Below are 13,809 nucleotides of genomic sequence, written 5' to 3' on the forward strand. Positions count from 1 at the left end.
GCGCTAGCGCAGCTCCTCCAAGTCGACATGTTCGACGCTCTTGAGCGGCTGACCAAAGATAAAGCTACCAGCAACCGCGAACTCGGCGATGTTATCAGACGTCGTGGCAAAGCGATGCAGAGGCTCCGCGCCGGCCGCCGCAAGCTGCTCGCGGCGTGTAAGGATATCGGCAAGCTCGCGCGTGGTCTCCTCGGCAGAGCTCACCACGCGCACATGAGATCCCAGCGCATGGCGAATGGGACCCGCAAGCAGCGGAAAATGCGTGCATCCAAGCACCACGGTGTCAATGCCGTGCCCCAGCAGGGGCTCGACCGTCGTACCGACTAACGAGCGCACCTGGGGGGTGTCGAAGATGTCGTCGTTTTCGAGCCACTGCTCCTGCAGATGCGCGCCCGAGGCAAGCTCGCTTTCGACTACCTCGACAAAGCTTGAGGCAGGGCAGCCGTACACATCGACGCCCGCATCCAGGTCCTGGATAGCGCGCGTGTACGCGCCAGACCGAATCGTAAGGTTGGTGGCCAGCACGCCCACGCGGCGCGTGCGCGTGCTGTTAATGGCGGCACGGGCGCCCGGCGCGATTACGCCGATGACCGGAACATCGAGCACCTGTTGCGCGACGCGAAGGGCAGCGGCCGTTGCCGTATTGCAAGCGATGACCATGATCTTGACATCGTGGTGCGAGAGCCAGCGACCCACCTGCAGGGCAAACGAGCGCACCTCGTCCTCATCCCTCACGCCATAGGGACAGCGCTTGGTGTCGCCAAAGTAGTAAACAGACTCATGCGGAAGGGCCGTTGCGATCGCGCGCGCGACCGTCAAGCCGCCCAGGCCCGAGTCGAACACGCCGATCGGACGCGTGTCCCCGGCCAGATTCTCGATATCGGACATTACCTCACCAGATTCTCTCTCGAAAAATGCGACCACGCGTGATGTGTCGCGCTACGAACGGGCCGCGACCAGCAGCTCGGCCGTTGCCACCCAACCGTCGACAATCTTGCCGCGCGTTACATAGGCATTGTCGCAGGTGTCCAAGAACTCCGGGGCGCCGGCGCTCGTCAGACCGTTCTCGACCAGGCAGAACATGCCCACGTGGTCGGCCATGTAGAAGTCGGACTCGGAGTCGCCGAGCGCGAGCGTCTCCTCGCGCTCGATCCCCAGGTGCTCGCAGAAGCGCGCAATGGCAACGCCCTTGTTGAGACCCGCCGGATTGATATTGAAGGCGCGGCCGTCCTCGACGCGATCAAGCTCGAGCGTCGTCGGCTTGGACAGGTGCGTCAGATGGCCGTTGCAAGCCCAGACCAGACCGCAGCCGGCCTCGTCCAGGATGGCCTGAACCTCATCGTCGGGCACATCGCCGCGCATGCCGACGGTGACCTCACGGTACTTGTAGCCGGTCGACATGTCGTTGTGGTACTCGATTTTGTGCGGCCAGCGGGCAAGGATCTTCTCACACACGCCGGTCTGCTCAATCACCTGGTGCGGCGTGAGACCGCAGGCGGGGTCGTAGGGCATGTCGCCCGTCAGGTACTCCCAATCGTTGGCCTTGAGGTCGTACATGACCAGACCGCCCATCTCGCCGATGTAGGAGTTGAGGCCGAGCACGCGGGCGTCCTCATGGATCATGGTGCGATTGCGACCCGAGGTGGGGACCACCTGGATGCCGGCACGAGCGAGCGCGACAACCGCCTCGACGAGCCTGGTCGAGGGATTGCCGTCGTTATCGCGCAGCACGCACGAGCCGGGGGCGAGCATCGTGGCGTCCAGATCGGTAAAGATATACTTGACCTTGGCAAGACGCTCGCGCATCTCGCCCGAAAGCTCGGCAACGGTCGGCAGGATGTTGTGGGACATGGTCACTCCGTTTACATAGAAGGGGCTGGTCTTGAGTAGTGAGGCTCGCTTAAGCGAGTCGCACTTGGAACGACGGCGCCCTCAACGCACCGTCGTCAACACAATGTATCAGTCAAACTGAGTAACATCGATCAGGCGATGCGCCAGCGAAAGGTCACTCTCGATGGGCACGAATTCGTCGCCCACATGCATGAGCTCCTCGTCGCCCTTGGCAAGCAACAACACAATCGTGGGCGCATCGGGGTTGATGCACTCCTCGCGTGCCGCCTTAAAGGCCGCGTGCACTGCCGCCTCGCGATCAAGAATAATCTTGTTCGGTGTGTCATCGGGGACATTTTCCGCGAGCTCACGACAGACCTTCATCGGGTCTTCGCGAGCGGGGTCCTCGTTGGTAAAAATCATCAGGTCGGAATACGGTGCGGCCTCGCGCGGTAATTGCTCGCGGCGCTCCTGAGCCTTGCCGCCGGCGGCGCCAAACAGCGCAATGACAGGGCTGGCGGGAAACGCACGTTTGACCGACGAGAACAGCGAACGGAATGAAAGCTGGTTGTGCGCGTAGTCCACGACGCAGACCACACGACCGTCCTTCGACTCCACAACCTCCATGCGACCGGGCACGCGGAATTTGGAAAGGCCCTCTTTGATGGCGTCGATGCCAATGCCAATCTCGCGCGCGGCGGCAATTGCCACCAGCGCGTTTTCCACGTTAAAATCGCCCGCGATACCCAGCAGAATCTTCTCCCCCGCCGCGGGCTCATCTGCGCTCAGGCCATGCAAGTTAAACTCGATGTTAAAGCCAACCATGCGCACGTCGCTTACCCACAGGCTAGCCTCAGGATGCTCAACGCCAACGGTCACGAGGCGCTCGGCCGTCGATGCCGCCTCGAGCACGCGATTGACCTCGTCGGTGCCAAGATTGACCACGGCTGTTTTTGCCTGGTCGAAAATCCTGAGCTTGCTCTCAAAATAATCCTCAAACGTAGGGTGCTCGATAGGCGAAATGTGATCGCGACCGATATTGAGGAAACACGCAACGTCAAAGGGCAGGTTCTCGACGCGCTGGTACTTGAGCGCTTGGCTCGAGACTTCCATAACCATAAACTGACGGCCGGACGTACGGCAATTGGCGATATGGCGCCAGACCTCGGGGGCCTCGGGCGTGGTGTTGGTACTCTCGTAGCACTCGACACCATCGTCGGTGCTCACCGAGCCAATCATGCCGCAGGACTTGCCCGCCGCCTTGATGATGGACTGGAGCATGAAGGCCGCCGTGGTCTTGCCCTTGGTGCCGGTAATGCCCACGATCTTAACGTCGCGATCGGGACGACCGTAAACCTCGGGCGGCAATAGCGCCATCGCCGTGCGCACGCTACGAACGACCAGCATGGCCGCACCGCGCTCTTTGCCCAGCGGAGCAAGCTCGTCTACCAAAGACTCCTCGCACACAAAGGCAACGGCACCGGCGTCGAGCGCCATCGATAGAAACGATGACTTAAAGGAAGCGCCCTTGCAAAAGAACACATCTCCTACCGCGACCGCGCGGGAATCAAATGAGCAGCCGGTCACAGCTCGGCCGTCGAGGCGCTCAGATCCGCGCAGCTCGCCGCTCTTATTGAGCAGGTCGGCAAGAGCGGCGACAGTAGTCGTGATCATACGGTCAGATTGGTGCATCTTGAACCTTTCTGGATTATCCGCCGTTAACGGTTTGCATCTCGTAACAACTTTAACGCACCCGCAAGGATGCGACTTCCCGAGAAACCGTAAAGACACAGCATCGATTAGCAAGGCAGGCCCGCGTCGACACCATACTCACAGGACCCATCGATATTGCGTTATGGATTAGCAGTGTACCGAGCCCGATATCGGCTATACTCTATGTCCGCGGGCGATTGGCGCAACGGTTAGCGCAGGTGCTTTACACGCACAAGGCTGGGGGTTCGAATCCCTCATCGCCCACCATTGAATTGTTAGGCCTCCAGTGATGGAGGCCTTTCTTTTTTTGTGCCCAGCGCATGGGATTCGAACCCGCAAGGGTGCGGAGCTGAGGAAACGCGAAGCGTTTTCCAGCGCAGCACGCGAGGAGCGGAGCGACGAAGCGGGGCGCGGGCGGCGCCAGCCGCACGCGGACATCCCTCATCGCCCACCATTGAATTGTTAGGCCTCCAGTGATGGAGGCCTTTCTTTTTTGTGCCCAGCGCATGGGATTCGAACCCGTCAGCACGTCTGTCACAGAGGCCGTGGCCAAAAATGGCAAAAATGAGTACTGTTACTAATTTTGTAGCAGCGATTATTGGATATGGCTGGGTAAATCAAGCCTTGAATCAGCAATTTGAAGCCTTCGCTACTAGTTTTCCACTAACATAACTGAACATGTGTGGTCTAACTAATCCTGGCCAGTCGGTTTGATATGAGATTCAACTGGTGACAGTACTCATATTTGGCATTTTTTGGCCAGAGGCTCTCCTGGCCTTTGCAGATTTATGACAAAAAGGGTTCCAGACCGTCCAATGATGCATCAAATGACGCACTGACAATCTGGAACCCGTTCAAACTGGCTATGTTTTACTCTCGCTAGGCCAAAACGTCCGACAGAATCTCGATCAGGCTGTCCACGTTGGCCTCTTCGCACACGAGCGGCGGAAGGAAGCGCAGCGTATGAGCGCCCGTAGCGTTGATCACGGCACCAGCCCCCAATGCACGGGCCACAACGTCGTGTGCATCACCCGCGGCATCGTCCAGATCGCAGCCGAGCATCAGGCCGCGACCACGCACCTCTACCACATGCGGAATCTTAGCCAGCGCCTGCTCCATATAGGCACCCACCTTGGCAGCATGCTCGGCATAATCGCCGCGCACAAGCACGGAGAGCGTCGCGGCACACGCCGCAACGGCCAAGCAGCTACCACCGAAAGTCGAACCATGATCGCCGGGCTTAAAGACGTCGGCGATTTCCTTCTTTGCCACCACGGCACCCATGGGCACGCCGTCGGCGATACCCTTGGCAAGGCTCATGATGTCGGGCTCCACGCCATAGGTCTGGAACGCAAACGGCTTACCCGTGCGGAAGATACCACACTGGACCTCGTCGGCGATAAGGACGGCACCCACCTCGTGCGCCAAGTCGCGCGCCGCGGCCATAAACTCCTCGGTCATGGGATGCACGCCGCTCTCGCCCTGAATCGGCTCGAGCATCACGGCGCAAATCTCACTGCCCAACTGCTTAAAGATTGCGCGCAGTTCATCTACATCGTTGGGCGTGCAGGCCACAAAGCCACCCGGCAGCGGGCGGAAACTGTCCTGCAGCCAATCCTGCATGGTCGCGGCAATGGTCTCGAGCGTACGACCGTGAAAGCCGCCGCGCATGCACACGATGGTGTTGCCTCCGTTGCCGGCACGCTTGGCGTACAGACGCGCGAGCTTCATCGAGCCCTCGTTGGCCTCGGCACCGGAATTGGCAAAGAACGTCTCCCACACCTGCTCGCCCGCAGCCGGAGCGCCAAGTGCCGCCGCCGTGGTCTCGTCGCCAGCGGCAATCGCGTCGGCAAGCACGCATGCACCGTCCGTATCATCGTTAGCGAGTTTGGACAACAGCGCCGCGACCTGGCCACGCTGCTCGATGTAGAAGTAGTTAGACACATGCAGAAGCTTTTTGGTCTGAGCCTCGAGCGCCGAAAACACTGCCGGGTTGCCGTGGCCCAGGCTGCACACGCCGATGCCGGCAAGAAAATCGAGGTATTCGCGGCCATCGTCGCCGGTGAGCTTCATGCCGCGGCCTTCGACAAACTCGACCGGCGAGCGACCAAAGGTGTGCATGACGTAGTAGGATTCGAGCGATTGTTGTGCTGCAAGTGACATGAGATACCTTTCGTTAAGCGCCAGGCAGCGCGGACTGCGGGCGTAATGGCGTAGCAATTTCGAGCCGGCTAGACCGTTTGAAGCTTCTCGACCTCGTCGAGGTTCTCGGTCAGGCGCGCCGCAAAGGTCGAAAGCGGGTGCGGGTGCGTATCGAACTCGTAAGCCGTCTCGGTGGAATGGATCACGGTGCCGACGCCGGCATCGGTCAGCAGCTCAAGCAGCAGCGAATGCGGCGTGGTGCCGTTAATGATGTGGGCGCGAAATACGCCACCGGCAAGCGCATCGACGGCGGCACGCAGCTTGGGAATCATGCCCTTATCGACCTCGCCACCGTAGAGCATCTCGTTAACCTCGTCGAGCGTTAGGTTAGAGATGAGTGAGTCCTTGTCGCTAAAGTCCTTGTACAGGCCGTCGACGTCGGTCAAAAAGATCGCCTTATGCGCATGGAGCGCCGCCGCAACGGCGCCGGCGGCGGTATCGGCGTTGATGTTGAAGAATCCGCCGTCCTCCCCCGCCGCGACGGTAGCGATAACGGGAATGTACTCGCTATCGAGCAAGCGCTCGATATAGTCGATGTTGACGTGCGTCACTTTGCCCACGCGACCGAGCTCGGGGTCGAGCGGCTCGGCGATGAGCGTGCCGGCATCGCTGCCCGACACGCCTACGGCCAGGTTGCCGTGGCGGTTGATGGCGGCGACCAGCTCCTGGTTAACCTTGCCGCCCAGTACCTCGCGCACAATATCCATAGTCGCCGGCGTGGTCACGCGCTGGCCGTTCTTAAATTCGACGGGAATATCGTAATGGCTCAGCGCCTCGTTAATAGCCTTGCCGCCGCCATGCACGATGACGGGGCGCATGCCGATAATCTTGAGCAAAACGATGTCGCTCATCACGTCGCGGCGCAGCTGCTCGTCAACCATGGCTGCTCCGCCATATTTGATAACGACCGTCTTGCCGGTCAGGTTTTTAATCCACGGCAGCGCTTCGAACAGCAGCTGCGCGGTTGCTTCGTTGGATTCGCTCGAACGACAATCACGTGCGAATTTCATAATCTGCCTCGTCTTTCGTATCGTTATCGCGCCGTGCTCCGCTGTACGCAATTGCGGCAAGATGCGCAGCGTGCCTGGAATCTAGGAACGGTAGTCGCCGTTAATGGAGATGTACTCGTGCGTGAGGTCGCAGGTCCACACGGTCGTTGCCGCGTCGCCTGCGCCCAGGTCGGCCGAGATTATGATCTCGGGCGCCTCAAAACGTCGCAGGGCCTCATCCTCGTCAAAGGGAACGGTCAGACCGTCGCGGCAGACGGGCATGCCCATCATGTCGATGGAAACGTCTTCCTGATTAAACTTCACGCCGCACTTGCCAAGCGCCATGGCAACGCGGCCCCAGTTGCAGTCGTGGCCGGCGATGCAGGTCTTGACGAGCGGCGAGTTGGCGACGGCACGGGCGGCGATATCGGCTTCCTCGTCGTTGGCGGCGCCGGTAATGTTAACCGTCACGAGCTTTGAAGCACCCTCGCCATCGGCCGCGATGTTGCGCGCCAGACTCTCGCACACCTCGTGCACGGCAAAGGCCAACTCGTCAAAGGAGTCAGTGCCCTCGACGATGGCCTCGGCATCTGCGGCTGCAGCGCCAGAAGCAAGCATAATGCAGGTGTCGTTGGTCGAGGTATCGGAATCGACCGTCACCTTATTAAAGGTCTGCTTAACGGTCGAGAGCAGTAGGGTGTGGAGCGCCGCCGGCTCGACGGGGGCATCGGTAGTAATGACCGCGATCATGGTGGCCATATTGGGCATGATCATGCCCGAGCCCTTGCACATGCCGCCCACCGTATAGGCGTTGCCCGCATGGCCCGCGGCCTCACTGCGATAGCGAACGGCATACTCCTTGGAGTGCGTATCGGTCGTCATGATGGCACGGGCCGCATCGGCACCGCCATGGGCAGAGAGCGCCTCGTAGGCGGACGGAACGGCCGTCTCAAACGTGTCGATCGGCAGAATCTGTCCAATCACGCCCGTAGATGCAACTAGGATCTGCTGGGGTTCACAGCCGATGACCTGCGACGCGATGTTGCAGGTCTCGCGCGCGCAGGCAAGGCCGGTCTCGCCCGTGGCAGCGTTCGCGTTGCCGGAGTTGATTGAAACACCGGCGATAATGCCATAGCCCTTGTCCGCACCGCCCAGGTTGGCACGACTCACCTGCACGGGCGCCGCGCAAAAGCGGTTGGTCGTAAACACGCCAGCGCCGGGACAGGGCTTATCGGGCACGACGAGTGCATAGTCCAAGCGCTCGGGATTCTTCCGGAATCCCGCATGGATGCCTGCGGCCTTAAAGCCGGCCGCTGCCGTAACGCCACCCTCGACGGCGCGAATCTTGATAGCAATCAGGTCGGTATTCATCGTCCCTACGACTCCTTATATCAAATAAAAATAGCGGGCATCGGCTGGCACGCCATACCGGTCGCAATTAGTAGACCAGCTTAAAAGTGGCGCCCAACTCGATACCCGACTACCAAATCGTTAACAATCGAATGTGCTACACCGGGCACGCCACTGTGGGCAAGCCTCGTCGCTCGTCAAAACCAAAGACGATGTTGGCGCACTGGACCGCCTGGCCCGCGGCACCCTTGCACAAATTGTCGATAGCGCCCGTCGCCACCAGCACGCCCGCACGCTTGTTGAGCGCAAGGCCGATCTGGGCGGCATTGGTACCGACAACCGAAGCCGTCTTGGGCTGCTGACCGGCATCGAGCACGCGCACAAAAGTACGACCGGCGTAAAACTTCTTGTAATGGTCGACGACATCCTCAAGAGTCAGCGTGTCGAGAGCCTGCGGCGCGAGCGGCAGCGTCACCGTAGAGAGCAGGCCGCGCTTGAGCGGTGCCAGGTGCGGAGTAAAGACGACGCGGTCGGTCAGGCCCAGAATTTGCTCGATTTCGGGCGTATGGCGATGCTTGCCCACGCCATAGGCCTCCAGGTTCTCGTCAGCGCTACAAAAATGGGTGCGGGCGTTGCAGGACTTACCAGCACCCGTCACGCCACTAATGGCATCGACGATTACGGGGCCGTTCTCGGCCACCCAGCCCGCACGCACGGCAGGAGCGGCCGCAAGGCTCGTTGCGGTGGGATAGCAGCCGGCGCAGGCGACCAACACGGGCCTGCCAGCGGCATGGCTGGAAGCAGCGGTCTCTAAGTCCTGGCAGAACAGCTCGGGCAGGCCGAAAGCGCGGGTCTTGAGCAACTCGGGGCTCGTGTGCTCGGCGGCATACCATGCCTCAAAGACGGACGCGTCGCTCAGACGGTAATCGGCCGAAAGATCAAAGCAGGAAACGCCTGCGGCAAGCAGTGCAGGCACCTGTGCCATGGCAGCCGTGTGCGGCACGGCAAGAAAGACCGCATCGCAGCTCTTGAGCTCGGGGGCGTCATGCGTGGTGAAAACCAGGTCGCTCACGCCAGCAAAGCTCGGATACACCGCGGACAGCGGCTGGCCGGCATCGGCGTTGGACGTAATGGCAACAAGTTCAAACTCGGGATGGCCGAGCACGAGGCGAATGAGTTCGGCTCCGGCATATCCAGCCGCGCCGACGATTCCAACCTTCAAAGACATATCAGACTCCTTGTCTGCGATTTATGCACCGATGCGCATTTCGCAGCGGTCGTTATGAAGTGGCTTGAAACTTTAGCACCGAAAGATGCATGAATACGTAAATAGCTTGCATGTTCATGCATTGAAACATTCCCGACATATTCGCTTGAAGGAATTGACAAATAGAGCAGGTCCCGTATTGCCCGGCGCTCCTAACGGCGTCAGGCAATACGGGGCCCGCCCATGCGAAAAACCAAGTTGTTGGGATGAGCCAGCTGGTTAGAGCTCGACCGGCACCCATTCGTCGTGATTGCAGATAAAAGCCTCGGGATCCTCGACGCTAAAGAAAACAAGCGTGGGGTCGTTAGGCCCCTCATAGTGCTCGCTCAAGCGCTCAAGATGTTTCCATCCGGCCTCGCGCATTTCGCTCGAAGCCCGGTCTTCCAGCCCCGCACGCCCGCGCAGGATCAACCAACCGTGGCCCGGCCACCAACTCGTGGCCTCAAAGCGCTGGTTTTGCAGCAGCTCCTGCCACACATCTTTGGTGCGCGCCGTCACAAACCACAGCTTGCCGTCCTGAATCTGTGCAAACGAGAACGGACGCACATGCGGCTGCCCGTCCACGCTCGTCGCCAGATACCACGCCGGCACCGACGTCAGATACTCCAGCACCGTATTCAATCCGTCCACGTTTCCTCCTGCCGCCTGACCAGTCTTTTTGGAATGGGTAGTTAATTTGGGAAATTAGAGCTCGAGGAGCTCTTCGCTGCCGTCGATATCGCAGAACCGCGCGGCGATGTTGCGGACCGAGAAGAACGCAAGGCGGCCGTCGTTGGCACTATCGTGTTGCTCGCCAATGCCCACCATGTGCTTAAAGCCCGCCTGGCGCACCTTGTCGCTCACGAATGCATCGTCCTCGAGCGCGGCCTCACCGGTTAACACGATCCAGCACTCCCCCGGCTTCCAGCCCGATACCTCAAACTTGGGATTCGCGCTCAACTCCGCCCACACGTCCTTGTCGCGCGACGTGCAAAACCACAGTTTGCCGTCATCAACCATGGCAAACGAAAACGGCCTCACGCGGGGCTGATGCCCGTCGCTCGCATCGGTCGTGGCAAGATACCACGCCGGAATGCGTCTGAGATACGTGCAGACGCGTTCGAGCTGAGCCGTGCGATCGATGTCGGTCATAGAGACCCCTTTCTTGCGCTCGAATCGAGCTTAGACGAGCTGAAGATTGATAACGACAACGCATGTCACCAGCAGCGCCATCGCCACCGCGGCCAGTGCATCCCCGCGGCCAAACGTAAGCGCATGCAGACGCGTGCGTCCCTGCTCGCCGTGATAACAGCGCGCATCCATGGCGGCCGAAAGCGTCTCGGCATGACGGAACACGCCGGTGAACAGCGGAATCGCCACACTGCCGAGCATGCGCACACCGCCGAGCGGACCGCCCGTCACGCGCGCGCCGCGGCTTGCCTGTGCATCGGTCGTCTGTTTCATCTCGGTTGCAAATTGCGGCATAAACCGCAGCGCGATACCCATAATCATGCCGAGCTCGTGCGCCGGAAGCCCCACGCGTGCAAATGGTGCGAGCAGGCGCTCAAAACCCGCGGTGAGGTCGAGCGTCGGTGTGGTGAGTGTAATGGCGCTCATGCCGGCCATCATCAGGGTCAGACGGCACGCCATAAACGCCGCAGAACGCAGCGAGCCCTCGCTCACCTGCAAAAAGCCAAGCTGCCACAGGGTGCGGCCGCTCTGGTCGGAAAACAGGTTGAGTACCGCGACCACCACGACAATCGCCAGCAGTGGTGCCATCGATGATAGGACCCGGCGCAACGGCACCCGGGCTGCGACATAGACCAGCACGACAAACATTGCAACCGGCACCAGCCCGCGGAAGCTTCCGACGGTGAGCACAGTGATCAGAAATGCGAAACCTAGGAGCAGCTTAGTGCGCGGATCCAGACGATGCACCGCGCTATCCCCGGGATAGTAGCTGCCAAATGAGAACGCCTCCATTAGCAGCCCTCCTCTCGCGTGGCTATCTTGGAACCGGTCTGAGACGGAACCCTCAAAGGCCCGTCCGCGCAGCCCGGTAGCAAGCCGGCCAGCTCATCGGCTAACAACTCAACCGTATAAAGCCTGTCGCAGCGGAGCGGCACGCCGGCCTGTGCGAGCGCCAGCGCCATACGCTGGGCGGCAGGAACGCCCAGGCCAATCGACTTGAGCTCGTTCGCGTGCGCAAAAACCTGCGAGGGCGTTCCCTCGGCAAACACCGCGCCCTCGTTCATTACAACGATACGGTCACAACAATTTGCCAGGTCATCCATGCTGTGCGAAACCATGACAACGGTCAGGCCCTCGCGATGGAGTCGATCGATGAGCCCTAGGAAATCCCTGCGCGCAGCCGGATCGAGCCCTGCCATGGGCTCATCGAGTACTAGGACCTCGGGCTCTATAGCAAGCACGCCAGCAAACGCCACACGCCGCTGCTGGCCGCCCGAAAGCTCAAAGGGGCTCTTGTCGCCTATCGCGGCAACGTCGAAGCCCACGCGTGCGAGCGATGATGCGACACGGCGTGCGACCTCGTCTTGCGGCAGGCCAAGGTTACGCGGGCCAAACGCCACGTCCTGCGCCACGGTCTCGGCAAATAGCTGGCGCTCGGGATACTGAAACACCATGCCGACCTTGGCCTTAACCGCGGCGGCGTCTTTCTTGTTTGATAGGTCGAGCCCCAGCGCGCAAACGCTTCCCTCCTGCGGACGAATCAACCCGTTGAGATGCTGAACCAGCGTCGATTTACCCGAGCCGGTATGACCCGCCAGTCCCAGAAACTCACCGCGACGCACCGTCAGCGTAACATCACGAAGCGCCCAGGGGCTGTTTGGATCGTTGCCCCAAAGGGCCTGTTTGCTCGATGCGTCCGCAGTGGTCGAGCGCTTGTGCCATCGACGGCGCTCGCGGGCGCTCAGCGAGTAACTATGCGAGAGATGCGAAATCTCGATGACGGGCTCCGACGCGCCCATCCCGTCGGCCGCAGAGGATCCATTGTCAAGCACATGAGAATCGGATGCGGAAGGCTGCTCTGCGATGTCCAACCCGCTCCGCTCGGTATAAGCCTGTGCAATCTCGGAGACCATATCTGCCTCGCGCACCTGCGCGCAAACGGGCACGCCCTTCGCACGAAGCGACCTGCCCAGACAGCACGACGCCGGCATATCCAGGTTGAGCTGCGCAAGTTCGTCTGCCCGCGTCAAGATTTCCTCGGGCGTACCGAGCATGGCAACGCGCCCCGCCCGAAACACCGCGACACGATCGGCCTCGGCGGCCTCTTCCATAAAGTGCGTAATCATCACGACGGTCATGCCGCGATCGTGCAACGCGCGGCAAGCCTTCATGAGGCCCTGACGCCCACGCGGATCGAGCATCGAGGAAGCCTCGTCCAATATGAGCACGCGCGGTTCCATGGCGAGCACGCCGGCAAGCGCCACGCGCTGCTTTTGGCCGCCCGAAAGCGTGTGGGTCTCGTGGTGCTCAAAGCCCACCAGGCCCACGCCCTTCAGCGCCTCGCGTACGCGCTGCGCAATTTGCGCCGATGGCACGCCAAGGTTTTCGGGACCAAACGCAACGTCATCTTCGACAAGCGTTGCCACCAGCTGATCATCGGGATTCTGGAATACCATGCCCGCGGTCGAACGAATGTCGTAGACCAGCTCGGGGTCGGACGCATCCATGCCGTTGATACGCACCGTGCCCGCATCGGGCTGCAACAGTGCATTCAGATGCTTGGCAAACGTCGACTTGCCCGACCCATTGCCACCGAGGATGCAGAAAAACTCCCCCTCCTCGATGTTCAGATCGATGCCATCGAGCGCCGGTGCAACACCGTCATAGCTAAAGGAAACGCCCCGACACTCAATCATGCGCGACCTTTGACCTGGTCCTTCTTGGGCGTGATGAGATTAGAGACCGCCTTGTACACTGCAAGCGTCAATACCGAGTTAAGCACGGTCTTGATAAGGTTGAACGGCAGAACAGCAGGAAGCATGAGTGGCAAAATCACATCGGCCGAGCCATACCAGAACCAAACGCCGATGGTCAGGTTTGCGACCATAGACAGCACCGTAGCGGCAATGACGCCGAGCGCCAGGCCAATCACGGCACCCTTATAGGTATGCATCTTCTGGTAGACGATAGCCGCAGGCAGAATATAGCCCAGCGTGGCAACCAAGTTCATAAGCGCACCGACCCAATCGCCCGTGGTAAGCGCATGGATAACGATCGCCATAGCGGCAACAGCGGTGCCGGCACCAGGGCCATACGCAAATCCACACACCATCGCCGGCACCAGCGACGGATCGTACGTCAAAAACGGCGCCGAGGGGAGGATGGGCAGCTGCACATACATAAACAGTGCTCCCAAGGCGCACATCAACGCCATGGTAACGAGCTGTTTGGTGCTCCACCTATTCGTGTTCTCAAAATGGATATGCTGCGACTGTTCAGACATAAGAT

The 13,809-nt window shown here is 60.4% G+C and carries 12 protein-coding genes and 1 tRNA gene; 1 reads left to right on the forward strand and 12 read right to left on the reverse strand.

Features of this window, described 5'->3' with window-relative positions; translation table 11 throughout:
* Nucleotides 1–3: 3 nt before the first annotated feature.
* The 3 genes from murI to V2391_RS04275 all read right to left on the reverse strand — a co-directional run bounded on the left by murI (nucleotide 4) and on the right by V2391_RS04275 (nucleotide 3,522).
* Nucleotides 4–888 carry a glutamate racemase gene (gene murI / locus V2391_RS04265; RefSeq protein WP_329738363.1) on the reverse strand — a complete coding sequence of 295 codons (885 nt, stop codon included), beginning with the start codon at nucleotides 886–888 and terminating at the stop codon, nucleotides 4–6.
* Nucleotides 889–939: 51 nt separating this feature from the next.
* Nucleotides 940–1,851 (reverse strand): HAD family hydrolase, encoded by a 912-nt coding sequence (locus V2391_RS04270; RefSeq protein ID WP_329738364.1) that lies wholly within the window; start codon nucleotides 1,849–1,851, stop codon nucleotides 940–942.
* Nucleotides 1,852–1,959: 108 nt separating this feature from the next.
* Nucleotides 1,960–3,522: a Mur ligase family protein gene (locus V2391_RS04275; protein WP_329738365.1), complete on the reverse strand. Its 1,563-nt coding sequence runs from the start codon at nucleotides 3,520–3,522 to the stop codon at nucleotides 1,960–1,962.
* Between the two features lie 212 nt (nucleotides 3,523–3,734).
* Here V2391_RS04275 and V2391_RS04280 point away from each other — a divergent pair.
* Nucleotides 3,735–3,810, forward strand: a tRNA-Val gene (locus V2391_RS04280).
* A 612-nt stretch (nucleotides 3,811–4,422) separates the two neighbouring features.
* Here V2391_RS04280 and V2391_RS04285 read toward each other — a convergent pair.
* The 9 genes from V2391_RS04285 to V2391_RS04325 form a co-directional block, all read right to left on the reverse strand.
* Nucleotides 4,423–5,706: an aspartate aminotransferase family protein gene (locus V2391_RS04285; protein ID WP_329738366.1), complete on the reverse strand. Its 1,284-nt coding sequence runs from the start codon at nucleotides 5,704–5,706 to the stop codon at nucleotides 4,423–4,425.
* A gap of 68 nt (nucleotides 5,707–5,774) precedes the next feature.
* Nucleotides 5,775–6,755, reverse strand: coding sequence for an acetylglutamate kinase (gene argB, locus V2391_RS04290; RefSeq protein WP_329738367.1), 981 nt, complete (start codon nucleotides 6,753–6,755; stop codon nucleotides 5,775–5,777).
* An 81-nt stretch (nucleotides 6,756–6,836) separates the two neighbouring features.
* Entirely contained in the window at nucleotides 6,837–8,105 is a 1,269-nt protein-coding gene (argJ, locus tag V2391_RS04295) for a bifunctional glutamate N-acetyltransferase/amino-acid acetyltransferase ArgJ (RefSeq protein ID WP_329738368.1), read from the reverse strand.
* A gap of 136 nt (nucleotides 8,106–8,241) precedes the next feature.
* The gene (gene argC / locus V2391_RS04300; RefSeq protein WP_329738369.1) at nucleotides 8,242–9,312 is read right to left on the reverse strand and encodes an N-acetyl-gamma-glutamyl-phosphate reductase; all 1,071 of its coding nucleotides are present in this window, start codon (nucleotides 9,310–9,312) and stop codon (nucleotides 8,242–8,244) included.
* Between the two features lie 258 nt (nucleotides 9,313–9,570).
* Entirely contained in the window at nucleotides 9,571–9,981 is a 411-nt protein-coding gene (locus V2391_RS04305; RefSeq protein WP_055286773.1) for a pyridoxamine 5'-phosphate oxidase family protein, read from the reverse strand.
* A 54-nt stretch (nucleotides 9,982–10,035) separates the two neighbouring features.
* Entirely contained in the window at nucleotides 10,036–10,482 is a 447-nt protein-coding gene (locus V2391_RS04310) for a pyridoxamine 5'-phosphate oxidase family protein (protein ID WP_329738370.1), read from the reverse strand.
* A gap of 30 nt (nucleotides 10,483–10,512) precedes the next feature.
* Nucleotides 10,513–11,313 (reverse strand): energy-coupling factor transporter transmembrane component T family protein, encoded by an 801-nt coding sequence (locus tag V2391_RS04315; protein ID WP_329738371.1) that lies wholly within the window; start codon nucleotides 11,311–11,313, stop codon nucleotides 10,513–10,515.
* On the reverse strand, nucleotides 11,313–13,217 hold the full coding sequence (locus V2391_RS04320) for an energy-coupling factor transporter ATPase (RefSeq protein ID WP_329738372.1): 1,905 nt from the start codon (nucleotides 13,215–13,217) through the stop codon (nucleotides 11,313–11,315). The genes V2391_RS04315 and V2391_RS04320 overlap by 1 nt, the downstream gene beginning before the upstream one ends.
* Nucleotides 13,214–13,804, reverse strand: coding sequence for an ECF transporter S component (locus V2391_RS04325; protein ID WP_329738373.1), 591 nt, complete (start codon nucleotides 13,802–13,804; stop codon nucleotides 13,214–13,216). Before V2391_RS04325 ends, V2391_RS04320 begins: the two co-directional genes overlap by 4 nt.
* Between the last annotated feature and the right edge of the window lie 5 nt (nucleotides 13,805–13,809).

It is taken from the genome of Collinsella sp. CM84Y_54, assembly GCF_036317945.1.
Lineage (GTDB): Bacteria > Actinomycetota > Coriobacteriia > Coriobacteriales > Coriobacteriaceae > Collinsella.